This window comes from Cellulomonas sp. McL0606 (genome assembly GCF_058248365.1).
Window position 1 is genome coordinate 1,185,277 of record NZ_CM177779.1, and the last position, 23,768, is coordinate 1,209,044.

Annotated in this window: 16 protein-coding genes and 6 pseudogenes; 6 read left to right on the forward strand and 16 right to left on the reverse strand. The window is 71.4% G+C overall.

Features of this window, described 5'->3' with window-relative positions; translation table 11 throughout:
• Window positions 1-140: 140 nt before the first annotated feature.
• The 10 genes and pseudogenes from AC38ZX_RS05985 to AC38ZX_RS06030 all read right to left on the reverse strand — a co-directional run bounded on the left by AC38ZX_RS05985 (window position 141) and on the right by AC38ZX_RS06030 (window position 10,892).
• Window positions 141-1,463, reverse strand: a complete 1,323-nt coding sequence (locus tag AC38ZX_RS05985; protein ID WP_491296697.1) for an NAD(P)/FAD-dependent oxidoreductase — start codon at window positions 1,461-1,463, stop codon at window positions 141-143.
• The gene (locus AC38ZX_RS05990; protein WP_491296699.1) at window positions 1,460-2,809 is read right to left on the reverse strand and encodes a glycoside hydrolase family 15 protein; all 1,350 of its coding nucleotides are present in this window, start codon (window positions 2,807-2,809) and stop codon (window positions 1,460-1,462) included. Before AC38ZX_RS05990 ends, AC38ZX_RS05985 begins: the two co-directional genes overlap by 4 nt.
• A 319-nt stretch (window positions 2,810-3,128) precedes the next feature.
• Window positions 3,129-3,347, reverse strand: a pseudogene (locus AC38ZX_RS05995) (trehalase-like domain-containing protein); the annotation flags it as partial.
• A gap of 36 nt (window positions 3,348-3,383) precedes the next feature.
• Window positions 3,384-4,937: a GMC oxidoreductase gene (locus AC38ZX_RS06000; protein ID WP_491296701.1), complete on the reverse strand. Its 1,554-nt coding sequence runs from the start codon at window positions 4,935-4,937 to the stop codon at window positions 3,384-3,386.
• A 9-nt stretch (window positions 4,938-4,946) separates the two neighbouring features.
• Complete coding sequence (locus AC38ZX_RS06005; RefSeq protein WP_426594956.1) at window positions 4,947-5,714, reverse strand: glucose 1-dehydrogenase; 768 nt, start codon at window positions 5,712-5,714, stop codon at window positions 4,947-4,949.
• On the reverse strand, window positions 5,711-6,766 hold the full coding sequence (cydB, locus tag AC38ZX_RS06010) for a cytochrome d ubiquinol oxidase subunit II (protein ID WP_491296702.1): 1,056 nt from the start codon (window positions 6,764-6,766) through the stop codon (window positions 5,711-5,713). Before cydB ends, AC38ZX_RS06005 begins: the two co-directional genes overlap by 4 nt.
• A 23-nt stretch (window positions 6,767-6,789) precedes the next feature.
• Window positions 6,790-8,196 carry a cytochrome ubiquinol oxidase subunit I gene (locus AC38ZX_RS06015; protein WP_426594958.1) on the reverse strand — a complete coding sequence of 469 codons (1,407 nt, stop codon included), beginning with the start codon at window positions 8,194-8,196 and terminating at the stop codon, window positions 6,790-6,792.
• Between the two features lie 160 nt (window positions 8,197-8,356).
• Entirely contained in the window at window positions 8,357-9,022 is a 666-nt protein-coding gene (locus tag AC38ZX_RS06020) for a hypothetical protein (protein ID WP_491296703.1), read from the reverse strand.
• Between the two features lie 258 nt (window positions 9,023-9,280).
• A complete protein-coding gene (locus AC38ZX_RS06025) occupies window positions 9,281-9,874 on the reverse strand; it encodes a hypothetical protein (protein WP_491296704.1) in 594 nt (197 codons plus the stop codon).
• A 238-nt stretch (window positions 9,875-10,112) separates the two neighbouring features.
• Window positions 10,113-10,892: a class I SAM-dependent methyltransferase gene (locus AC38ZX_RS06030; RefSeq protein ID WP_491296705.1), complete on the reverse strand. Its 780-nt coding sequence runs from the start codon at window positions 10,890-10,892 to the stop codon at window positions 10,113-10,115.
• A gap of 162 nt (window positions 10,893-11,054) precedes the next feature.
• Here AC38ZX_RS06030 and AC38ZX_RS06035 point away from each other — a divergent pair, with 162 nt between their 5' ends.
• From AC38ZX_RS06035 to AC38ZX_RS06050, 4 genes and pseudogenes are all read left to right on the forward strand, one after another.
• Window positions 11,055-11,948, forward strand: coding sequence for an SDR family oxidoreductase (locus tag AC38ZX_RS06035; RefSeq protein WP_491296707.1), 894 nt, complete (start codon window positions 11,055-11,057; stop codon window positions 11,946-11,948).
• 44 nt (window positions 11,949-11,992) lie between these two features.
• Window positions 11,993-13,380 (forward strand): annotated as a pseudogene (locus tag AC38ZX_RS06040) (MoxR family ATPase).
• Window positions 13,373-15,378: pseudogene (locus tag AC38ZX_RS06045) on the forward strand (vWA domain-containing protein). Before AC38ZX_RS06040 ends, AC38ZX_RS06045 begins: the two co-directional pseudogenes overlap by 8 nt.
• Window positions 15,375-16,073 carry a Type 1 glutamine amidotransferase-like domain-containing protein gene (locus AC38ZX_RS06050; protein ID WP_491296708.1) on the forward strand — a complete coding sequence of 233 codons (699 nt, stop codon included), beginning with the start codon at window positions 15,375-15,377 and terminating at the stop codon, window positions 16,071-16,073. The pseudogene AC38ZX_RS06045 and the gene AC38ZX_RS06050 overlap by 4 nt, the downstream one beginning before the upstream one ends.
• Here AC38ZX_RS06050 and AC38ZX_RS06055 read toward each other — a convergent pair.
• The 6 genes and pseudogenes from AC38ZX_RS06055 to AC38ZX_RS06080 all read right to left on the reverse strand — a co-directional run bounded on the left by AC38ZX_RS06055 (window position 16,070) and on the right by AC38ZX_RS06080 (window position 20,469).
• Window positions 16,070-16,787, reverse strand: a pseudogene (locus AC38ZX_RS06055) (SCO1664 family protein). The gene AC38ZX_RS06050 and the pseudogene AC38ZX_RS06055 sit on opposite strands and share 4 nt — an antisense overlap.
• Window positions 16,788-16,833: 46 nt before the next feature.
• A complete protein-coding gene (locus AC38ZX_RS06060) occupies window positions 16,834-17,376 on the reverse strand; it encodes a DUF3090 domain-containing protein (protein ID WP_491296709.1) in 543 nt (180 codons plus the stop codon).
• 10 nt (window positions 17,377-17,386) lie between these two features.
• Window positions 17,387-18,100, reverse strand: a complete 714-nt coding sequence (locus AC38ZX_RS06065) for an MSMEG_4193 family putative phosphomutase (RefSeq protein ID WP_426594968.1) — start codon at window positions 18,098-18,100, stop codon at window positions 17,387-17,389.
• A 31-nt stretch (window positions 18,101-18,131) separates the two neighbouring features.
• Window positions 18,132-19,127: a peptidoglycan recognition protein family protein gene (locus tag AC38ZX_RS06070; RefSeq protein WP_491296710.1), complete on the reverse strand. Its 996-nt coding sequence runs from the start codon at window positions 19,125-19,127 to the stop codon at window positions 18,132-18,134.
• A gap of 100 nt (window positions 19,128-19,227) precedes the next feature.
• Window positions 19,228-19,692 carry a DUF8821 family protein gene (locus tag AC38ZX_RS06075; RefSeq protein ID WP_491296711.1) on the reverse strand — a complete coding sequence of 155 codons (465 nt, stop codon included), beginning with the start codon at window positions 19,690-19,692 and terminating at the stop codon, window positions 19,228-19,230.
• Between the two features lie 41 nt (window positions 19,693-19,733).
• Window positions 19,734-20,469, reverse strand: a pseudogene (locus AC38ZX_RS06080) (IclR family transcriptional regulator).
• 79 nt (window positions 20,470-20,548) lie between these two features.
• On the opposite strand from AC38ZX_RS06080, the gene hutH reads away from it, so the two are divergent.
• On the forward strand, window positions 20,549-22,114 hold the full coding sequence (gene hutH / locus AC38ZX_RS06085) for a histidine ammonia-lyase (RefSeq protein WP_491296712.1): 1,566 nt from the start codon (window positions 20,549-20,551) through the stop codon (window positions 22,112-22,114).
• A pseudogene (hutU, locus tag AC38ZX_RS06090) lies at window positions 22,111-23,768 on the forward strand (urocanate hydratase). The gene hutH and the pseudogene hutU overlap by 4 nt, the downstream one beginning before the upstream one ends.

A 23,768-nucleotide genomic window follows, 5' to 3' on the forward strand; every position in this document is an offset into this window, starting at 1 on the left:
GGCAGCAGCAGCAGCGCTCGCGTGCGGCGACGGAGACGGAACGGGCCGAACGCGGCGTTCTCCCACGCCGTGTCACGCTACCCCGCTCGCCTGCGAGCAGGGCAACCTCGGGATCGGCCGCGGAGAGGGCCGAGCACCCGTCACTCCGACGTCGGTGCGCCGAGGTCGATGTGAGGGACGTCGTGGGCGTCGTCGCCCCAGGCGATCCGCCGGGGTGAGTCGTGCGCCTCGACCGTGGCCGCGTGGTCGCGGTCGAAGTACTCCCAGGCCCAGCTGAGGAAGGCGTCCGTGCGGCTGTGCACCCCGCTGAGCAGCATCGCGTGGACCCCGAGCCAGGCGGCGAAGGCGAGCGGGCCGTCCACCTCGTGCCGGTGGGCGCCCAGCTCGGCCACGGCGGCGTTGCGGCCGATCATCGCCATGATGCCCTTGTCCTTGTAGTGGAACGGCGCGAGGTCGTCGCCCTGCGCACTGCGCAGGATGTTCTGCGCGGCCCACCGGCCCGACTGCTGGGCCACCGAGCCGAGCTGCGGCAGGATCGGCGCCCCGGCGTGCGTTCCCGACGGGACGTTGGCCACGTCGCCCACGGCCCAGACGCCCGGAAAGCCCTCGACACCCAGGTCGGCGCGGACGTCGAGGCGACCACCCCGGCCGGTCGTGGGGCCGGCTGACTGGGCCACGGCCGCGCCGGACTCCCCGCCGGCCCAGATGACGGTTCGCGTGGGCAGACGGGTGCCGTCGTCGAGCTCGACCGCGTCGGCGTGCACCGAGGCGACCCCCGCGCCCAGCCGGAGGTCCACACCGACCGCGGCGAGGTGCTCGTGGGCGTAGGCCTGGGCTCGCGGGGAGAACTGGCCGAGCACGGCGTGCCCCCGGTCGACGAGATGCACCCGAGCGTCTGCGGGCATCCGACCGTGAGCGACCAGCGCCGCTACCAGCTCCGCGAGGGCTCCCGACACCTCGACTCCCGTCGGCCCGCCGCCGACGACGACCACGTCGCGGGACCCGGGCCCGCCGACCCCGTGAGCGCCCGCGTCGTCCACGAGAGCGCGATGGTGTCGGCGCAGGCGCTCCGCATCCGCCACCGAGTACAGAGGGAATGCGTGCTCGACGGCGCCCGGGACCCCGAAGAAGTTCGGTCGGGCGCCCGCAGCGACCACCACGTGCGCGGCCGACAGCGACCGGCCGTCGGCGAGCACCAGCGTCCGGTCTGCGAGGGAGGCTGACGAGACGGCCTGGACCACCACGTCGACGCTCGGGACGGACTCGAAGATCGTCCGCAACGGCCGGGCGACGTCCTCGGCAGGCAGCTGCGACGTGGCCACCTGGTAGAGCAGCGGCTGGAACTGGTGGTAGTCCGCGCGGTCGACGAGCGTCGTGCGCACGCCCGCCTCACCGAGAGTCTGGGCCGCGGCCACACCCGCCATGCCCCCGCCGAGGACCAGGACGTCCGTCGTCACCGTCACAGGGACATCTCCTGGACGCGTTCCGCCAGGACGATGCGCGCCGAGGCCTCGATGAGCGCCAGGTGGGAGAACGCCTGCGGGAAGTTTCCGAGGTGCCGGGCCGCGTCCACCTCGAACTCCTCGGCGTAGAGGCCGAACGGGGAGGCGATCCGGAGCAGTCGCTCCATGAGGTCCAGCGCCCGCTGGTTCTCGCCGACCACCATCAGCGCGGACACCAGCCAGAAGGAGCAGATGACGAACGTCCCCTCCTTGCCGGACATGCCGTCGTCGGTCTCGTCGGTCTTGTACCGCAGCACGAAGCCGTTCTCGGAGAGCTCGTCGGCGATGGCGAGCACGCTGGCGTGCAGCCGGTCGTCGGTGCCGGGCAGCAACCCGAAGTGCGCGGCCAGGAGCGTCGAGGCGTCGAGTGCGTCGGTGTCGTAGTGCTGGCGGAGGACGCCGCGGTCGCTCACCCCGTGCTCGAGGATGTCGGCCTTGATCTCGGCTGCGGTCGCGGCCCAGCTGGCCTCCAGGTCGGGCTCGCCGCGGATGGCTGCCAGCTGCGCGGCCCGGTCCATCGCGACCCAGCACATGATCTTGGAGGAGACGTAGTGCTGCGGCTTGCCGCGCGCCTCCCAGATGCCCTGGTCCGGCTCCTGCCAGACGGCGGCCGCGCACTCCGCCTGAGACCTGACGATCGGCCACAGGCGCTCGGGCAGGCGCTCGCTGCGCCGTGTGTGCAGCAGGATCGAGTCGAGCACGGAGCCGAAGACGTCGTTCTGCCGCTGGTCGAAGGCGCCGTTGCCCAGACGCACCGGCCGGGCGTCCTGGTACCCGGAGAGCTCGTCGCGCGTCGACTCGGTGAGGTCACGACGCCCGTCGATGCCGTACATGATCTGCAGAGCGCCGTCCTCGTTGGCCTCGACGTCCGCCACGAACTGCATGAACTCGTCGGCCTCCCAGTCGAGCAGCAGGTAGTGCAGGGCCTGCAGCGTGAAGGTGGAGTCCCGCATCCAGGTGTAGCGGTAGTCCCAGTTGCGCTCACCGCCGGGTGTCTCGGGCAGCGACGTCGTCAGGGCGGCCACCGTGGCACCCGTGGGCATGTACGTGAGGCCCTTGATCACCAGGGCGGAGCGCTCGATGTAGGGCCGCAGCCGGTGGTCGGGCATCCGGGCCCGACCGAGCCAGCGCCGCCAGAAGTCGCGGGTCGCGGCGATCCGCGCGTGCGCGTCCGCTGCGTCCGTCGGTCCGTCGAGCGAGGCTGCCCAGGAGAGCGAGCAGAACGCGCTGTCCCCGGCGGACAGGCTGTGCCGTCCGCGCAGCGCATCGCCTTCCACGCCGAGCGCCAGGGTGGTGTTCAGACGCATCGCCAGGCCGGCGCCAGTGATGTCGGCGGTGTGGCTCCCGGCCGCGTCGAGCTTCCCACGGCTCCCGCGTCCGGCCGTAGTCGAAGGCGGGATCGCACACGAGCTCGATCTCCACGGACCCCTCCAGGCACGTGGCCGTGCGCACGAGCAGGTGCTCCGCGTCGTCGTCGGCCGGCGGACGCGTGTGGGGCGTCGTCTCGTCGGGGCCTTCGCGCGGGGCCATCGTCAACGCGTCGCGGATCTCGAGCCAGCCGGTCGGGGTGTGCCACGTGGTGACGAGAACGTTCGTGCCGGGTTCGTAGGCCCGGGACGTCGGCACGTTGATCCCGTACGGCGCGAACCGGAAGTACCCGGCGCCCCGGTCCAGGAGGCTGCCGAAGACGCTCGGGCTGTCGAACCGGGGTGCACACAACCAGTCGACCGATCCGTCGGGCGCCACGAGCGCTCCTGTGTGGCAGTCCGAGAGGAAGGCGTACTGGGCGATCGGCGGGAACGGCGATGCGGGGCTGTTCGAGTCCACGGGAATACCTCCTGTCACGTCCGCCGTGCCGAGCGGCCACGGCGCGAGATGGTCCTAGGCGAGCCTGGCGAGCAGGTGGTCCCCGACCCGCAGGGCGTTGGCCATGGCCGTGAGGGCGGGGTTCACCGCACCGATGCTCGGGAAGAGCTTGGTGTCGACCACGTAGAGGTTGTCCACCTCGTGCGCGCGGCAGTCGCGGTCGAGCACCGACGTGGCGGCGTCGGCGCCGAACCGGACCGTGCCGGCCTGATGGGCGCACCCCGCGACCGGGATGTCGTTCTTCATGTACAGGTCACGCGGGACGAGGTGGTGCGGGTGCATGCCGAGATGGCCGAGCCTGTCCTTGACCCGGCTGTACAGCTCCTCCAACGGGCGCCGGTTGTTCGGGGTGTACGACAGGACGACGTTGCCGTGGTTGCCCAGCGTCACGCGGTTGTCCGGGTCGGGCAGGTCCTCGGCCGACAACCAGAAGTCCACGGCGTGCTCCGCGACCTCCTCGAGCGCGAACATGGGCGCGAAGCGTGCCTCGACGGGCTTCTCGCCGCGATACATGGGTGCCGAGGACTTGCCGACCATCTGGACGTTGCCCATCGGGAACCCGAAGTCGTCGTCGCCGAAGTAGTAGTCGTTGACCCCGAGGGTCTTCTGGAAACGGGTGTCGTTGCGCTCGACCGAGAGGGCGAGGAACGCCCGGCTGTTGTGGAACATGTAGTGGCGACCCACCTGGTCCGACCCGTTGGCCAGACCGTGGGGGTGCCGGTCGTTGGCGCTGGCCAGCAGCAGCTTCGCGGAGTTGGCGGCTCCGGCGCTGACCACGACGACGTCTCCCGAGTAGCGCTGCTCCACCCCGTCCACGTCCGCGACCACGGACGTGACCGTGTGCCCCGCGTCGTCGGTCTCCAGACGGCGGACCTCGGCGTTGCGCACCAGCGTGACGTTCGGGCTGCGCAGGGCAGGCCGCACCGCGATGACCTCCGCGTCGGACTTGGCCTGCAGCAGGCACGCGAAGCCGTCGCACGTGGCCGTACGGATGCACGGGCTTCCCGGCAGGTCTGTCTCATCGAGCCGGACGCCCGACGGCGAGTGGAACGGGTGCAGCCCGATCGCTGCCAGGTCGTCGAACAGCCGCTGGATCCGGGGCTCGTGCGAGACGGGCGGATAGGGATAGGGACCGCTGGACGGCGGCTCCGTCGGGTCCTCGCCGCGCGCGCCGTGGACCTGGTACAGCTGCTCCGCCTGGGTGTAATACGGCTCGAACTCGTCGTACCCGACCGGCCACGCGGGCGAGATGCCGCCGTGGTGCTGCAGCTCACCGAAGTCCTTCTCGCGCAGCCGGTAGAGCGCCGCGCCGTAGAACTTCGTCGCACCGCCGACGTTGTAGTGCACCTGCGGCTGGAACGCTCGGCCCTCGCCGTCGTACCAGGTGTCCTTCGAGACGTAGCGGTTCTTGACGAAGACCTCCGTCGCGTCCCAGTTCTCCGGTTCGCGAGGGAGCCAGTCGCCGCGCTCGAGGATGAGCACCTTCTTGCCCGAGGGTGCCAGCCGGTGCGCGAGCGTCCCGCCGCCCGCCCCGGAGCCGATGATGACGACGTCGTAGTGCTCGCTCATGACGACGCCTCACAGACCCGGGCTGCTGTGCATGATGCCGCCGTCCGCGAAGACGGTCGTCGCCGTGAGGTAGGTCGCGCCGTCGCCCGCGAGGAAGGCCACGAGGCTGGCGATCTCCTCCGGCTGGGCCATCCGGCCCAGTGGTATCGCCGCGTCCAGCGTCTTCATCTTCTCCGGATCGTTCATGGTCGCCGTGTTGATCGGCGTGGCCACCGCGCCGGGCCCCACGCCGACGACCTGCACCCCGTAGGGCCCGAGCTCGACGCCCGCCGTCCGCGTGAGCATCCGCATGCCGCCCTTGGACAAGCAGTACGCGGTGTTCCCCGGCATGGGCCAGTCCTCGTGCACCGAGGTCATGTTGATGATCCGGCCGCCCGTGCCCTGCGCGATCATCTGCTTGGCGGCGACCTGGGTGCCGAAGAACGCGCTCTTGAGGTTGATCGCCATGACGCGCTCGTACTGCTCCTCGGTGGTGTCGAGGACCGACGTGCGAGTCTCGATACCGGCGTTGTTCACCATGACGTCGAGCCGCCCGAACGCCTCGACCGTGCGGGCGACGAGCATCTCCAGGTCCGCGACCTTGCTGACGTCGGCGTCGACTCCGATCGCCCGGTCGCCGAGCGCGTGCACCTGCTTCTCCAGCTCCTCGGTGGCCTCGGGATGGGCGACGAAGTCGATGACGACGTTGGCGCCGGCCGCGGCGAGGGCGAGGACGACGGCCTTGCCGATGCCGCTGTTGCCACCCGTGACGACCGCTACTTTCCCGTGCAGACTCATGTGCTTGCTCCTTCGTCGAGGGGTGCGGACGGACCCACGACCGGATCCGGTGGTGCGGCCGCCGGCGGCCCGGAGACGCGCCGGCGGAAGGCGACGTAGGTCCAGCCCTGGTAGAGCAGCACCACGGGCACGAGGACGACGGCCACGACGGTCATGACCTGGAGCGCGTACGGGCCCGAGGCGGTGCTGGACACGGTGAGGCTGTCGCTCGGGTCGGTGCTCGACACCAGGACGTTCGGGTAGAGGTTGGCGAAGAGCGTCACGACGGTGAGCGCGATGCCGATCGCCGTCGCGGAGAACGCGGCGCCCTCGCGTTGCCCGCGCAGCGCGAGCCCGGCGGCCAGGACCGCCACGACGGCGAGCACGGGCGGCACGACGCCGCGGACCGCGGGCGCGTCGGACACGGACGGCGTCCACGCGGCGAACCCGAGCAGCAGCACGACGGCCGGCCCGAGGGCGACGGCGGCGGCGCGATGGGCGCGGCGGCGCACCTCTCCCTGCGTCCGGAGGGCCAGGAACGTGGCGCCGTGCAGCACGCAGAGCGCGACGAGCGTCAGCCCCACCAGGAGGCCGTACCCGGTGACGGAGTCGGCGACCGTGCCGGTGAACTCCTCGGAGGAGTCCACCGGCAGGCCCGCGAGGAGGTTGCCGAGCGCGATACCCAGCAGCAGCGGGCACAGTGAGCTGCCGATCGTCAGGGACCACGACCACGTCTGCCGCCAGCGGGTGGCCTCCAGGCGTCCCCGGAACTCGAAGGAGACGCCACGCGCGATCAGCGCGACGAGGAGCAGCACGAGCGGCAGATACATCGCGGAGAACCACGTCGCGTACCAGCTCGGGAACGCCGCGAAGATCGCGGCGGCACCGACGATCAGCCAGACCTCGTTGCCGTCCCAGAAGGGCCCGATGGAGTTGATCGCCACCCGCTTCTCGAGGTCGGTGCGACCGACCACCGTGTGGAGCATGCCGACGCCGAAGTCGAACCCCTCGAGGACGAAGAATCCGGTCCACAGGAACGCGACGATCAGGAACCAGAGCACGGGCAGGGTCATCGCTGGTCGTCCTCCAGGTCTTCTCAGAACGTCAGGACGGGGACGCGGGGCTGGTCGTCGTCGGTGTGCGCCGGCTCATCCGGCTCCTCCAGCTGGAGGCCGCGACGCGCGAACCGCATCATGAGGTAGACGTTGACGGCGCCGACGACGAGGAAGAGGCCGTAGAAGACGACCAGGCTGATGACCAGCTCGGTCGAGCCGACCGACGGAGACGCTCCGTCGGTCGTTCGCATGAGGCCCTGGACGATCCACGGCTGACGGCCGTTCTCGGTGAGCATCCAGCCCGCCGTGTTCATCAGGAAGGGGACTGCGACCGCCCAGGTCGCCACGGCGAGGAACACCCGCGCCGTCGGCAGGCGTCGCCGCCAGACCAGCCAGGCACCCCACAGTGCGACGAGCGCGGCGAGCGAGCCCAGGTACGCCATGACCCGCATCGACCAGTACTGCACGAACACGTTCGGCACGTAGTTGCCGGGGCCGTACTGCTGCTGGTACTGCGCGTTGAGCTCGTTCAGGCCCTGCACCTCGCCGTCCCACGTACCCGTGGCCAGGATGGAGAGCAGGTGCGGGATCTCGATGAGCTTCGACGGGTCCTGGTCGTTGTTGCCGCCACCCACCTGGAACGCCGAGAACGAGCACGGCTGGCACGTGGTCCACTGAGCCTCTGCGGCTGAGATCTTCATCGGCTGGTAGGTCGCCTCGATGACGCCGAGGTGGCTGCCGACGCCCAGGGCGAGCAGGATCGAAGGCACCAGCACGGCGATCGAGACCTTCGCCGAGCGGGTGAACACCTCGGCGTGCTCGCCCCGACGCAGGTACCACGCGGACACGGCCAGCATCAGCACCGCCCCCGTGACCAGGGACGCGGTCAGCACGTGCGCGTACCCCCAGAGGAAGACCGGGTTGGTCATCACGGCGCCGATGTCCGACAGCTCGGGCCGTCCGGTCGCCGGGTCGACGGTGTAACCCACCGGGTGCTGCATCCAGGAGTTCGCCGCCATGATGAACGCCGCCGACCCCGCGGCCCCGACCGCGACGAGCCAGACCGTCAGCAGGTGGACGCGAGCCGGCAGGAAGTTCCAGCCGAAGATCCACAGCCCGATGAACGTCGACTCGAGGAAGAACGCCGCCAGCCCCTCCATCGCGAGCGGGGCCCCGAACACATCACCGACGTAGCGCGAGTACGCCGACCAGTTCATCCCGAACTGGAACTCCTGGATCAGCCCCGTCACGACGCCGACGGCCACGTTGATGAGCAACAGGGTGCCGAAGAACCTGGTCAGCCGCCTGTGGTCGGGGTTGCCGGATCGGAACCACATCGTGTGCAGCACCGCGACGAGGAACCCGAGCCCGATCGTGATGGGGACGAAGAGGAAGTGGTAGATGCTCGTCGAGGCGAACTGGAGGCGGGCGAGATCGATGTCCGACACCTGTGCTCCCCAGGGTCGACGGTGGGTGCTGGCGGCGCCCGCCGAGGGCGGTGCCGACTCGTTCCGAGCGTCGCACCTGGGGTCGACGGAGGGCATCATCCCATCGGGATGAAAGGGCTGCGCTGATACCCGGGCGCGACCGGACCCGGGTCGGACGCCGTCAGGTCAGGATGTTGATCGCCCGGGCCAAGACGACCGCGAAGGTGGCGAGCGCGACGGCCGACTGCCAGGCCATGAGCATCTTGGCTGTCCGGGTGAGCGGCAGCGTGTCGGTCGGGGAGAACGCGACGATGTTGGTGATGGCCAGGTACAGGTAGTCGAGGAACTGCGGCTGCCAGTACTGGAAGTCGTCCGAGTACTCCCGGATCCCGTCCTGCGTGAACCAGAACGACAGGCGCTCCGGATCGGGCCGCACGCGACCGTCCGGGCCCCCGCGGTCGAGCTGCCAGAACAGCAGGGCGAAGCCGACGACCAGGACCACCAGGATCTGGACCCCCTCGCCGAGCAGCACCTGCACGCTGACCGGTCGGGTCCTGAGAAGGTCGGCGATCAGGAGCGTCGCCGACGAGGTGCACGAGACGGCAAGGACGAGCGCGAGGGCGTACCGGAGGATGCCCGCGCGCCGGCGCTGGGCCTGCAGGACGCCGTCGCACAGGACGAGAGCCGCGACGAGGGCGACCTCGATGACCGGCACCAGCAGCCGGGGGCCCACGGCGATGCGGTCCCGCATGAGCACCTGGGACAGGATGGCGACGGCGACGGCGATCAGCGGCGCGAGACGTGCTCCGAGCGGTGCGAAGACCGCCTCCGCGTCTGGTTCGGTCATGGACGTGCCCGCCTGCCGCTCCGATGCCGGTGCTCGTCGACCGCGGATCCCGATCGCCCGGACGTGAGGATCGCTCCGCCCGTCCGTCCGGTCACGGCCACTACGGGTCAAGGTACGCCGCACGAGAAAGGGGTCGACGAAACGCGTGTGCAGGGCCGGCGCGCGGCCAGACCTGTTGAGGCCACGAACGACGACGGCGACCGCCCCACACTGGGGACGGTCGCCGTTGGTTGCGCGTCGGTCAGGCTCGAGCCTGGGTCACGCGAGCGCCGGCTCGAGGGCGGCGTGCCGCTCGGTGAGCAGCTCCTTCTCGGCGGGCGTCTTGCGCAGGTGGACGAAGCCGAGGATCGACATCGTCAGCATGATCACGGCCGAGACGAGGGCCGCGATGCCCGCGATGAGGGCGATCTGACCCATCTGCCAGAAGGCGTAGGCGTTGAGCAGGAGGCCACGCAGCGTCTCGCCGCGGAAGACCGTGTCGACCTGACCCGCGAGCTGGGTGTTCGTCGGGTCGGCCATGGCCTTGGCCGAGAACTCGGAGTACGTGAGGCCGCCGCCGATCTTGCCCAGGTGGACGTTGATGTAGCTGTTGGCCCAGGTCTTGGCCTGGTCGCCCGTGGTCAGCGGCTGGCCGGCGAACTTCGCCATCGCAGCGGCGTCGGCCGGCGGGAGGGCCTTGAGCGAGTCGCTGCCGGCCGCAGGAAAGACGATCTTCTGCGCGGAGAGCTCGGTCTTGACCTGGTCGCTGACGAAGCTGTGCGCGTACATCAGGAGGCCACCAGCAACGGCGAGAACGACGGCGAGAAAGACGCCGACCCAGCTGGCGAGGAAATCAAAGGTTCTGCGGCGCATCGGTATTGTCCTTTCGCTCGGTGCACCAATGTCGGGCAGTGCACACATGTTGCGTGCAGGCACTCCCGCGTGGGCGAAAGACCGACTACCCCTTCGGGGGGCGAGTCGCCCAGCCAAAGCGATGGCAACGTTATTCGGGCCGCCAGTGCGTCAATAGGGTCGAACGTCCCCACCTGTGCGATGACGCAAGGGAGCGCGGGCCACGTCGTCGACGCGTCGACGGCAGTCGACGGTCCCGTCAGGCGGGGCGCACCAACCGCGCACTCAGGTACCGCAAGGTGCCCGACGCGAACCCCTCGGGATTGCGGGTTCCCTCCAGGCCGGCCAGCGGTCGCATCGCTCGTCGGAACGGGCGCGGGATCCAGGCGTTCACCAGCGCGGTCTTGCGCTCGTCGTCGAGCCGGAGCGCGCGCAGCACCTCCGCCGTGATGTCCTGCGTGCCGACGGCCTCCAGGCCCGTCGAGACGAGTTCCGCGGTCGTGCGGTCGACGGCGTCGGCAGCCCGCAGGTCGGCCCAGACGAGCTGTCCGCCGGGCCGCAGCACCCGGTGCACCTCCGACACGAACGCCTCCATCGAGCGGTAGCAGTGCGACGACTCGATGTTCAGCACGACGTCGAACGACGCATCGGGGAACGGAAGATCCTGAGCGTCGCCACGGACGAACCGCAGGCCCGGCCCCGTGCGGTCCCGGGACGACAGCGCGACCGCCGACGCGGCGAAGTCGACCCCGGTCGTCGTGCGCGGCCCCAGGGCGCGGCTCGCCCACGACGCGCCCCCGCCCCGACCGGAGCCGACCTCGAGGACGTCGGAGCCCAGGACCGGGACGCCGTCGAGGGCGTATGCGTACAGCTGGATGCAGTACCGGTCCGGCTCGTCGGCCGGGTCGAGGGGCAACGGTTCCTGGCCGACGGCCACGACCGGCGCGTAGCCGTAGTTCATGAACGACCACTGCGGCTGCCGGACCCGCGCACCGAGCAGCTCGTAGCAGACCCTCCAACCGAGCTGTCGCAGGCCCATGTCGAAACGGTACCGATGCCGTCGCACGGACCGCGATGCACCGGGGCCTGTCTCGCCCTGACGGACCCCGGCGCCCGGTGGAGGGGGACGTCGTTATCGTCAGGTGCACGGCGAGGGCGGCGCTCCATGATCGTCCTGGCCGCATCCTTGAAGGAGATCTCGGTGTCCGACCAGCTCACGTTCGACAACCCCGTCGAGCGCCACTCGCACATCAAGCCGCACGCCTCGTGGCAGCCGGTGCCGGGCCTCGACGCCGAGCTCGACCCCAAGGCCGACCACGGCGAGACCACCTACCGCGGCACGGGCCGCCTGCCCGGGCGCAAGGCCTTGATCACGGGCGGCGACTCGGGCATCGGCGCGGCGGTGGCCATCGCGTTCGCGCGCGAGGGTGCAGATGTCGCCCTCGGCTACCTGCCGGAGGAGCAGGTGGACGCGGAGGCCATCGCGGGTCACGTGCGCGCGGCGGGCCGCACAGCGATCCTGCTGCCCGGCGACATCCGGGAGCGCGCGTTCTGCCGCACCCTGGTCGCGGGCGCGGTGGAGGGCCTCGGTGGGCTGGACATCCTGGTCAACAACGCGGCGCACCAGGTGTACCACCAGTCGTTCGACGAGCTGGACGAGGCCGACCTCGACCGCACGATCCAGACGAACATGTACGCGATGTTCTGGATCACGCGCGACGCCCTGCCTCACCTGTCGGCCGGCTCGACCATCATCAACAGCACGTCGGTCCAGGGCTACAACCCCTCGCCGATGATCATCAACTACGCGTCGACCAAGTTCGCCATCATCGGCTTCACCAAGGCGCTCGCCGCCGACCTCGCGCCCCGCGGCATCCGTGTGAACGCCGTCGCGCCGGGGCCGGTGTGGACGCCGCTGCAGGTCTCCGACGGACAACCGACGGAGAAGCTGAACGGCTTCGGGGACTCGTCGTGGCTCGGTCGGACGAGCCAGCCGGTCGAGCAGGCACCCGCCTACGTGTTCCTCGCCTCGCCGGAGTCCAGCTTCGTCGTGGGCGAGGTCATCAACGTCAACGGCGGGGCGAACGTGCCCTGACGGGAGCGTGGTCATCCGTCTCACCCGGACGTACGCTCGACACGATGATGCGTCCCACAGCAGCCACGGTCGGCGAGCTTCCGCGCCTCCGGCCACATCCACACATCGGTCCGCGACGAGATCCGGGCCAACCTCCTCGTGGCTCTCCGGGAGGGGCGCGACCCCTGGCCCGGCATCCACGGCTTCGACGACACGGTCGTCCCGCAGCTCGAACGGGCGCTGATCGCCGGGCACGACATCGTGCTGCTCGGTGAACGAGGCCAGGGCAAGACGCGCCTGCTGCGCACCCTGGTGGGCCTGCTCGACGAGTGGTCGCCGGTGATCGAGGGGTCGGAGATCGGGGAGCACCCGTACGAGCCGATCACGGTGGTGAGCCAGCGTCGCGCACAGACAGAGGGCGACCACCTGCCCATCACCTGGCGCCACCGGGACGAGCGGTACGTCGAGAAGCTCGCGACGCCGGACACGAGCGTCGCGGACCTGATCGGCGACGTCGACCCCATGAAGGTCGCCGAGGGGCGGGCGCTGGGCGACCCGGAGACGATCCACTTCGGCCTCGTGCCGCGGGGGCACCGGGGCATCGTCGCCATCAACGAGCTGCCCGACCTCGCCGAGCGCATCCAGGTCGCGATGCTCAACGTGATGGAGGAGCGGGACATCCAGATCCGCGGCTACGTGGTGCGGCTGCCGCTCGACGTGCTGGTCGTCGCGACCGCGAACCCCGAGGACTACACCAACCGCGGGCGGATCATCACGCCGCTGAAGGACCGGTTCGGGGCGGAGATCCGGACGCACTACCCGACGGAGCTTCGCCGACGAGATCGCGGTCATCCGGCAGGAGGCGTCGCTCGAGGCCGAGGTGCCGGACCACCTCGTCGAGATCCTCGCCCGGTTCACGCGCGCGCTGCGGGAGTCGAGCGCGGTGGACCAGCGCAGCGGCGTCAGCGCCCGGTTCGCCATCGCGGGCGCCGAGACCGTCGCCGCGTCGGCGCTGCACCGGGCCGCGCGCCAGGGCGAGGAGCGAGCCGTGGCCCGGCCGGTCGACCTGGAGACCGCGGTCGACGTGCTCGCGGGCAAGATCGAGTTCGAGTCGGGGGAGGAGGGGCGCGAGGACGAGATCCTCGACCACCTGCTGCGCACGGCCACGGCGGAGACCGTGCGGGCACACTTCCGTGGCGTCGACTTCGGGGTCCTGGTGGACGCGTTCCAGAGGGGGTCGATGGTGACCACCGGCGAGCAGGTCACCGCCCGGGACGTGCTGACCGGCCTGCCCGCGCTGGGGGAGTCCGAGCTCTACGACGAGATCTGCGCACGCCTGGGCGCGACGAACGACGGCGAGCGGGCCGCCGCCATCGAGCTCGCCCTGGAGGGCCTCTACCTGTCGCGCCGGATCAGCAAGGAGTCGGGGGGCGGCGAGACGATCTATGGCTAGGCCCAACCGCCGCCTGGCTCGGCAGAGCCGGTACACGCCGTACGTCGACGGTCCCGACCCGCTCGCGCCACCGGTCGATCTCACCGAGGCGCTCGACGCGATCGGCGAGGACGTCATGGCGGGCTACTCGCCCGAGCGGGCGATGCGCGAGTTCCTGCGGCGCGGGGGCCAGAAACACGCGGGCCTCGACGAGCTGGCGCGGCGGGTGGCCCAGCGGCGCAACGAGCTCACGCAGAAGAACAACCTCGACGGCACGCTGCAGCAGGTCAAGGAGCTGCTCGACCGGGCGGTGCTGGCCGAGCGCAAGCAGCTGGCGCGTGACGTCGACATGGACGAGGGTGATCGCGCCCTGGCGCAGATGCAGCTCGACAACCTCCCGTCCTCGCCGGCGGCAGCCGTGAACGAGCTCAACGAGTACGACTGGCGCAGCAGCGAGGCGCGCCAGGAGTTCGACAAGATCAAGGACCTCCTGGGCCGGGAGGTCCTCGACCAGAGGTTCGCCGGCATGAAGCAGGCGCTCGAGAACGCCACGGACGCCGACAAGCAGGCGCTCAACGAGATGCTCGAAGACCTCAACGGGCTGTTGGCTGCCCGCAACGCCGGGACCGACACCCAGCAGCAGTTCGACGACTTCATGGCCAAGCACGGCGAGTACTTCCCCGAGCAGCCGCAGAACCTCGACGAGCTCCTCGACGCTCTGGCACGCCGGGCCGCCGCCGCGCAGCGGATGCGCAACTCCATGACGCAGGAGCAGCGCGACGCTGGACGCGCTCGCGCAGCAGGCGTTCGGCTCGTCGGGCTCATGGACGCGCTCGGCCGGCTGGACGACAACCTCAGGAACCTGCGGCCCGGCGAGGACTGGGGCGGGTCGGAGCGGATGGACGGGCAGAACGGGCTCGGGCTCGGCGACGGCACGGGCGTCTTCCAGGACCTCGCCGACCTGGACGCGCTGGCCGAGCAGCTCGCACAGTCCTACCGGGGCTCCCAGCTGGACGACCTCGACCTGGAGAGCTCAGACGCCAGCTCGGCTCCGACGCAGCGGTCGACGCCCGCACGCTCCAGCGGCTGGAGCAGGCGCTCAGGGACGGCACGCTGCAGCGCGGCACGGACGGCCAGCTCCGGCTGACGCCGAAGGCCATGCGCCAGCTGGGCAAGGCGGTGCTGCGCGCCGTCGCCGACACGATGTCCGGCCGGCAGGGCGGCCACGAGGTCCACCGGTCCGGCGCGGCCGGGGAGCCGTCGGGATCGACGCGGGAGTGGGCGTTCGGCGACACCGAGCCGTGGGACGTGACCCGGACGATCACCAACGCGCTCGTCCGTCAGTCCTCGCCGGGAGCGGTCACGATCCAGATCGACGACGTCGAGATCCAGGAGACCGAGGCGCGGACGCAGGCGTGCGTGGCGCTGCTCGTCGACACCTCGTTCTCGATGGCGATGGACGGTCGCTGGGTGCCGATGAAGCGCACCGCGCTGGCCTTGCACACCCTGGTCACCAGCAGGTTCCGCGGCGACGACCTCCAGCTGATCGCGTTCGGGCGCGCCGCGGAGGTGATGCAGATCGAGCAGCTCGTCGGCCTCGACGCGCAGTACGAGAAGGGCACCAACCTGCATCACGCCCTCCTGCTGGCCAACCGGCACTTCCGCAAGCACCCGAACGCCCAACCCGTGCTCCTGATCGTCACCGACGGCGAGCCGACGTCCCACCTGGAGCCCGGCGGTGAGGTCTTCTTCGACTACCCGCCCAACCCGGTGACCATCGCCCTGGCGGTGCGCGAGCTCGACGTCTCCATGCGGCTGGGCGCGCGCACCACCTTCTTCCGGCTGGGCGACGACCCCGGCCTCGCGCGCTTCGTCGACGCCATGGCCAAGCGCGCGGGCGGCACCGTCGTCACGCCCGAGAGCGAGAACCTCGGGGCCGCGGTCATCGGCTCCTACCTGAGCTCGCGGCGCAACGGCGCCTTCGGCGGCTGGGGTCGCGACGAGGAGTGGTCAGGGTGAAGCTGTTGCTCACGTCCGGCGGCGTGACGAACGACAGCATCCACGCGGCGCTGGTGCAGCTTCTCGGGAAGCCCGTCGCGCAGTGCCACGCGCTGGTCGTGCCGACCGCACAGTGGGGCCACCCGATGTGCGGACCGGCGTCGGTGCGCGGCCTGGTCGCCGCCGAGCCCGACTTCCAGTACTTCACCGCGCTGGGCTGGGCGTCCCTCGGCGTCCTCGAGCTGACCGCGCTGCCCAGCATCGGCGCGGAGCGATGGGTCCCCTGGGTCCGGGAGGCCGACGTGCTCCTGGTCGACGGCGGTGACGCGACGTACCTGAGCCACTGGATGCGGGAGTCCGGGCTGGCCGACCTGCTGCCGGAGCTGCCCGACACGGTCTGGGTCGGCGTGAGCGCCGGGAGCATGGTGATGACGCCGCGGATCGGGACGTACTTCGTGGAATGGCCGGCCGCCCCGGACGATCGCACCCTGGGGGTCGTCGACTTCTCGATCTTCCCGCACCTCAACGCATTTCCGACGAACACCCCGGCCGACGCGGAGCGATGGGCCGCAGACATCGGCGTCGATGCCTACGCCATCGACGAGCAGACGGCCATCGTGGTCGTCGACGGCTCGGTCGAGGTCGTGTCCGAAGGCGACTGGACGAAGTTCGGGTCGGAGCCGACGTCTGCGTCGGCGGAACGGGACCCCGGCTAGAAGAACGGCCAGGGGAACGCGGGCATGTCGCCGCGAGGTCCCGGAAAGGTGCCCTTCCGCAGCAGCCGGTCGCAGCGGGTGGCGAGCGCGGCCAGCTCCTCGTCGCTGAGGAGGTCGAGCAGGCGATCTCCCAGCGGACCGTCGAGGTCCGCTCGCACCCGCTCCACGCCGGCCAGCTCGGAGGGGTCGAGCGCGTCGCCGCGCCAGCCCCACAGCACCGTGCGCAGCTCGTGCTCGACGTGGAAGCTGACACCGTGGTCGACGCCGTAGCGGTGGCCCTCGCGCGTCGGCAGGATGTGGCCGCCCTTGCGGTCGGCGTTGTTCACGACGACGTCGAACACGGCCATCCGGCGCAGCACGGGGGAGTCCTCGTGGATCAGGGTCATGGGCTGGTCGCCGTCGTCGATGCCCTGGAACACCGCACGCCAGCCCTCGCCCGGGACGGCGCGCGCCGGGACGACGTCGACCGGGTCCTGCGACGCGTCGGGCTCCCGCCAGCTGCACCATCCCCGGACCGAGCGGACCGTCGCGCAGGAGGGTGACCGGCACGACGTCCCACCCGAACGCCTCGGAGACCAGGTAGGCAGCCGCCTCCCGGTTCGCCAGCGTCCCGTCCGGGAAGTCCCACAGGGGCCGCTCCCCGGCGACCGGCTTGTAGACGACCCGCACCGGGCCGATCGTCGCGAGGAACGTCGCGTTCGAGGCGACGGCGATGCGCCCGACGACTCGCCACCGGTGGCGAGGTCGACGTCGCCGCCGGTCACGACTCGTCGGGCGGGCTGCACACGTGGCCGTCGTCGTCCATCGGGCTGCCGCAGAGCGGGCACAGCGGCCGGCCCGACCGGACGACCGCCCGCGTGCGCTGGACGAACGCGCGGGCGGTCCCCACGGGCATCTTGACCAGCAGCATCTCGCTGGGCTCGGGCTCGGGTTCCTCCTCCTCGGACTCCAGGTAGGGGAACGCCTCGACGACCACCTGCGCGGTCGACGGGTCCCAGCCCAGCCGCATCAGGCCCGCACGGAACTGCTCCTCGACGGGCTGGTCCAGGGGCTCGTCGTCGACGAGCTCGGCGGGTGTGTCGACGGGGACGCTGAACCGGTTCCCGTCGTCCGCCATCAGCGCGTCGAGGATCTCGTCGATCTTCTCGGCGAGGACGGCGGACTGCTCCTTCTCGAGCGCGACGCTCGCGCTCCGGGCGCCGTCGCGCACCTGCAGGTAGAAGGTCCGCGAACCGGGGCTGCCGACGGTGCCGACGACGACACGGTCGGGCCAGTCGAACAGGTGGACCAGGGGAGCCGGCATACGACCCATTTTACGAGTGAGCGGGGTTTGGGGCAGCGGGTGCCGGACCCGCTCCGCCCCCGACCGGCGCGTCGCCCACCGGACCGGCGGCGCGCAGCCAGGAGAGGTCGCCCGAGTCGGTGTTCGTGGCCACGACCTCGGGGCGCTCGGTCCCGTAGCGGACTATCGAGACCGAGCCCGGGTTGACGGTGATCCGCTGGAAGAGGTCGAGGCCCATGCCGAGGGCGTCCGCGAGGACGGACTTCACGATGTCGCCGTGCGTGACCGCCACCCACACCGCACCGGGGCCGTGCTCGGTCTGTGCCGCCGCATCGTGGCGACGGATCGCCGCGACGGCCCGCGCCTGCATGGCCGTCAGCGACTCGCCCCCAGGGAACACCGCCTCCGACGGCCTCGTCTGCACCACCGACCACAGCGGCTCCTGGGCCAGCTCACGCAGCGGCCGCCCCTGCCACTGCCCGTAGTCGCACTCGACGATCCCGGCCTCGAGCTGCGTCCGGACGGTCTCGCCCTGGTGCGCCGCGATGACCCGCGCCGTCTGCCGGCAGCGCGCCAGGGGGCTCGAGACCACCGCGACGAGGGGCACGACCGCGAGCCGTTCCGCCGTGCGCACGGCCTGGCCGCGCCCGACCGCGTCGAGATCGACCCCGGCGGCCCGACCGGTCAGGATCCCCGCGACGTTCGCCGTGCTCCGACCGTGCCGGACGAGGATGACGGTGGCCATGCCTGGAGCCTAGGCACCCGGCGCGAGCCCGCTAGAAGGCACCGCCGTTCAACGCCCGCTGAAGTGCCATCACCGTCAGAGACTTCGCCTCCAACGTGCCGTCGACCTGGGTGCCGAACCGGCGCTCGAGGCCCTTGGTGAACTCCGGGCCGGCCACGCCGTCGACGGTGCCCTGGTACTGACCGGCGGCGGCCATGACCTCCTGCATGCGGCTGATCAGCGGTGACCCGTGGCCCGGCGCGAAGTCGAACACCCAGCCGGACGTCATGGCGGGCTGCTTGTTCTTCAGGAACTGGAATCGCACCTGCCCGTCGGGCGCCTGCCCGAGGACCACCTGCGCGCGGGTGGTGGTCGCCGAGCCCCAGAACCCGTCGACGTCGACCGCGCCGCCCGGCGGCGGCGGCGGCGGGGGAGGCGGCACGACCACCGGTGGCACGACCACCGCCCCGCCCGTGATGGCGGCAAGGATGCCGGGGATCTGCGCGATCTTCGCGTCCCCGGGGCAGACCTTCCCGGTCTGCGTCGAGTAGTGCATCCCGCCGCCACGCTGCTTGCGCCCGGCACGCATGTCGGGGAAGCTCGGGGAAGTTGCCGTCGATCCCCAGCCGGTGCCACGACAGCCCGTGCGAGCGGGGCCGGGCTTCGCGTCGGTGGCCAGCTTCAGCTCGATCTGGTGCGTCGACATGATCCACGCGACCAGGGCGGTGATGGCCTGGAGCTGGGGAGGGGTCCACTGCTCGGTCTGGGCCGTCGGGTCCACACCGCCCTCGGTCTCGATCGACACGGTGGCGTCGTTGCCGTCCAGGTCGGCCTCCGCCTGGATCGAGGTGTCGACGTACTGCTCCACCACCCCGGTCTGGGAGACCCAGAAGTGGGAGCTTGGCCGGTTCGTGTGACTCTTGAAGTCGAACAGCGTCCCCAGACCGCCCTGCGCGTGCAGGTTGACCCGGTTGTGGACGGCGATCGGGGCCACATCGAGGAAGATCTTGTTGATCAGCCTCACGTTCGCACCGGGGAAAAGTGCCATGGCGGGCTCCCTCCGAGCCGACGGAGACCGTGGGCGAGCGGTTGTCCGGGCGCCCCCTGGAAATCCAGCATCCACGGTAGCCCTGTTGGGAGCGCCGGCTCTAGTGCTCGTCCTTGATCACGAAGTAAGAGCCGCGGATGGTGCCGGCGAGCCGGGACTTCTGCCTCGCGAACTTGAAGCGCGACGCCAGCTCCTCGGGGACGTCCATGCCGTCGGACAGCTTGAACCCGACCGCGCGCTTCGAGTCGTCCGCGAGCGTGTACATCACGTTGATCGACAGCCCCGACTCGTAGAACACGTAGGCGATCCGGATCCCTTCGACGACGAACTCCGTCGCCTCGAGCGGTCGGGACGAGATCACGAGGTCGCGCTCGTCCTTCAGGATCCCGTGCACCCAGTCGACCGTCGCCGTGGCCACGCTCGCGGGGTCGAGGGTGAAGACGTGGTCGTACTTGTTCTTGAAGTACCGCGCCTCGTTGGCGCGCAGGCCGGCGAGGGCGTCCGCCACCGGAGACGACTCGAGGCCGACGGTGGACACATCGATGAAGTCGACGACGTACGACACGGGGAACCCTCCAAGGCGCGGACCGGACACAGGGAGACTACCTAGACCCTCCGGGCGAGCTCCGCGGCCGCGCCACGGATCGCGCGGACGAACCCGGCGGGGTCCTGTCCCTGGGCGAACGTGACCGCGATCCCGGCGAGCGGGTGTCCGGTGCGGTCGCGCACCGCGACGGCGACGGACGCGAAGCCGGGGGTCACGTCGCCGTGCTCCTCCGCCCAGCCGGTGCGTCGCACCTCGACGAGGACCGTCCGAAGCTTCCGAGAGCCGGCGCGGGCCGACGCCCGTGCGGTCGACGAACGCCTCGCGTCCGGGGAAGAGGGCGCGGACCTGCGCGGACGGGAGGTCGGCGAGGATGGCGCGTCCGCTGGCGGTGAGGTGCGCGGGCAGCCGGACGCCGACGTCGGTGACCAGCACGGGCCGCCCGGCGGCTCGCTCCTCGACGACGTACAGCACGTCCCGGCCGTGCAGCACGGCCAGGTGCGCGCTCTCGCCGACGTGGTCGACCAGCCGCGCGAGGACCGGTCGCGCCGCACGGGCCAGCGGCGCCTGGCGCGAGTAGGCGGAGCCCAGCTCGAACGCCGCCAGGCCGAGCCCGTACCGACGCTCCTCGGGCAGGTGGACGACGAAGCCGTGCTCGGCGAGGACCGTGAGCAGGTGGTACGTCGTCGACCGGGGCAGGTCGAGCGCGGTGGCGAGCGACGCGGCGGGCAGGGGGCCCGTGCGGGACAGGTGGCGCAGCAGGCGGAGCGTGGCGTCGGCCGCGGGCACCGTGCTCATGACGCCTCCTGTCTGGGATACCAGACGGTATCGCGCCCGGAGGTCTTCGGCGGCAGCCCTCCGCGCGGTGTCATGAAGCATGAGCACAGGCACCTCCACCGACTCTGCCATCGACACCGTCGTCGTCGGCACGGGACCGGTCACGATCGACGAGGTTGTCGCGGTCGCGCGGCACGGCGCGGCGGTGCGGCTGTCCGACGAGGCGCTCGACGCGATCGCCCGGGGTCGGTCCGTCGTCGACCGCCTCGCCGCCGACCCCCAGCCGCACTACGGCATCTCGACGGGCTTCGGCGCGCTCGCCACCCTGAGCATCCCCGCCGAGAAGCGTCGCGACCTCCAGCGCAGCCTCGTCCGCTCCCATGCCGCGAGCACCGGCCCGGAGGTCGAGCGTGAGGTGGTCCGCGCGCTCATGCTGCTCCGGCTCTCCACGCTCGCGACCGGTCGCACGGGCGTCCGACCCGAGGTCGCGACGGCATACGCGGCGATGCTCGACGCCGGCGTCACGCCGGTGGTGCGCGAGTACGGCTCGCTCGGCTGCTCGGGCGACCTCGCTCCCCTCGCGCACTGCGCGCTCGCGTTGATGGGTGAGGGGGACGTGCGCGATGCCGCCGGGACGCTCATGCCGGCCACGCAGGCTGGGCTGACCCCGGTGAGCCTGACCGAGAAGGAGGGCCTCGCTCTCATCAACGGCACCGACGGCATGCTCGGCATGCTGGTGCTCGCCCTGCACGACCTCGACACGCTCCTGACCAGCGCGGACGTGGCGGCGGCGATGTCTGTCGAGTCGCTGCTGGGCACCGACGCGGTGTTCGCAGCCGACCTGCAGGCCCTGCGACCGCACCCCGGCCAGGCGATCTCGGCGGCGAACATCCGGGCCGTACTGGAGGGCTCCGGGATCATGGCCAGCCACAAGACGCCCGACTGCACCCGCGTGCAGGACGCCTACTCCCTGCGCTGCGCCCCGCAGGTCAACGGCGCCGCGCGCGACACGCTCGCGCACGCCCGGGCCGTCGCCGAGCGTGAGCTGGCCGCCGCCGTCGACAACCCCGTCCTCACGCCCGACGGCCGCGTCGAGTCCAACGGCAACTTCCACGGGGCACCGGTGGCGTACGTGCTCGACTTCCTGGCCATCGTCGTCGCCGACGTCGCCAGCATGTCCGAGCGTCGCACCGACCGGTTCCTCGACGTCTCGCGCAGCCACGGCCTGCCGCCGTTCCTGGCCCACGACCCGGGCGTCGACTCCGGCCTGATGATCGCGCAGTACACCGCCGCGGGCCTCGTCTCGGAGCTGAAGCGACTCGCGGTGCCGGCGAGCGTCGACTCGATCCCGTCGTCGGCGATGCAGGAGGACCACGTCTCGATGGGCTGGCACGCGGCCCGCAAGCTGCGGCGGTCGATCGACGCGCTGACCCGTGTGCTCGGCATCGAGGTCCTCACGGCCGCCCGCGGGCTCGACCTGCGTGCTCCGCTGACGCCGTCACCGGCCACCGGCGCGGTCCGCGACCTGCTCCGCGCACGCGGCGTCCCGGGCCCGGGACCCGACACGTACCTCTCACCCGATCTGGAGACCGCGGCCGAGGCCGTCCGCGACGGCGCCGTCGTCGCTGCAGCACTGCCCGTCACGCTGACAGGAGCCCACCGGTGAACGGTCCCCGCCCCGTCCGAGCCCTTCGTGGCACCACGCTGACCGCCCGCAGCTGGCAGACGGAGGCCCCGCTGCGGATGCTCATGAACAACCTAGACGCCGAGGTCGCGGAACGTCCCGACGACCTGGTCGTCTACGGCGGCACCGGCAAGGCGGCACGGTCCTGGGACGCCTACGACGCGATCGTCCGGACCCTGACCACGCTCGGCGACGACGAGACGCTGCTCGTCCAGTCGGGCAAGCCGGTCGGCGTGCTGCAGACGCACGAGTGGGCGCCGCGCGTGCTGATCGCCAACTCGAACCTCGTCGGCGACTGGGCGACCTGGCCGGAGTTCCGACGCCTCGAGCAGCTCGGGCTGACGATGTACGGGCAGATGACCGCGGGCTCGTGGATCTACATCGGTACGCAGGGGATCCTGCAGGGCACGTACGAGACGCTCGCCGCGGTGGCCGCGTCGAAGTTCGGCGGGACGCTGGCCGGGACCCTGACCGTGACCGGCGGCTGCGGCGGCATGGGCGGCGCGCAGCCGCTCGCCGTGACGCTCAACGGCGGCGCCTGCCTGATCGTCGACGTCGACGGCGAGCGCCTCCACCGGCGGGTCCGCGAGCGCTACCTGGACCGGGTGGCGTCGGACCTCGACGAGGCGATCGCGCTGGTCATCGCCGCGAAAGCGTCCAGGACTGCACTCTCCGTCGGCGTCGTCGGCAACTGTGCGTCCGTGCTGCCCGACCTGTTGCGCCGGGGGGTCGAGGTCGACGTCGTCACCGACCAGACCTCGGCGCACGACCCGCTCAGCTACCTGCCCGTCGGCGTCGAGGTGGCCGACTGGGCCTCGTACGCGGCCGCCAAGCCCGACGAGTTCACCGAGCGCGCCCGCGAGTCGATAGCCCGGCACGTCGAGGCGATGGTCGGGTTCATGGACGCCGGCGCCGAGGTGTTCGACTACGGGAACTCGATCCGTGACGAGGCCCGGCAGGGAGGCTACGAGCGGGCGTTCGACTTCCCCGGCTTCGTGCCCGCGTACATCCGGCCGCTGTTCGCCGAGGGCAAGGGGCCGTTCCGCTGGGCCGCGCTCTCGGGCGACCCCCGCGACATCGCGGTGACCGACCGCGCCGTGCTCGACCTGTTCCCCGAGAACGACCACCTCCACCGCTGGATCCGCGCGGCCCAGGAGCGGGTCGCGTTCCAGGGGCTGCCGGCGCGCATCTGCTGGCTCGGGCACGGCGAGCGGGACCGCGCCGGTCTGCGGTTCAACGACTCGTCGCCTCCGGAGACGTGGCCGCACCTCTCGTCATCGGCCGCGACCACCTCGACGCGGGTTCGGTCGCGTCGCCGTACCGCGAGACCGAGGGCATGGCCGACGGTTCCGACGCGATCGCCGACTGGCCGCTGCTGAACGCTCTCGTCGCCGCGTCGTCGGGTGCGACCTGGGTGTCCATCCACCAGGGCGGTGGCGTCGGCATGGGCCGCTCGATCCACGCCGGACAGGTGTCGGTGGCCGACGGCACGGAGCTGGCCGCCCGCAAGCTCGCGCGGGTGCTGTCCAACGACCCGGCCATGGGCGTCCTGCGGCACGTCGACGCGGGATACGCGCGGGCCGACGAGGTCGCGACGGCCCACGGCCTGCGCGTGCCGATGCGGGAGGGGTCGTGA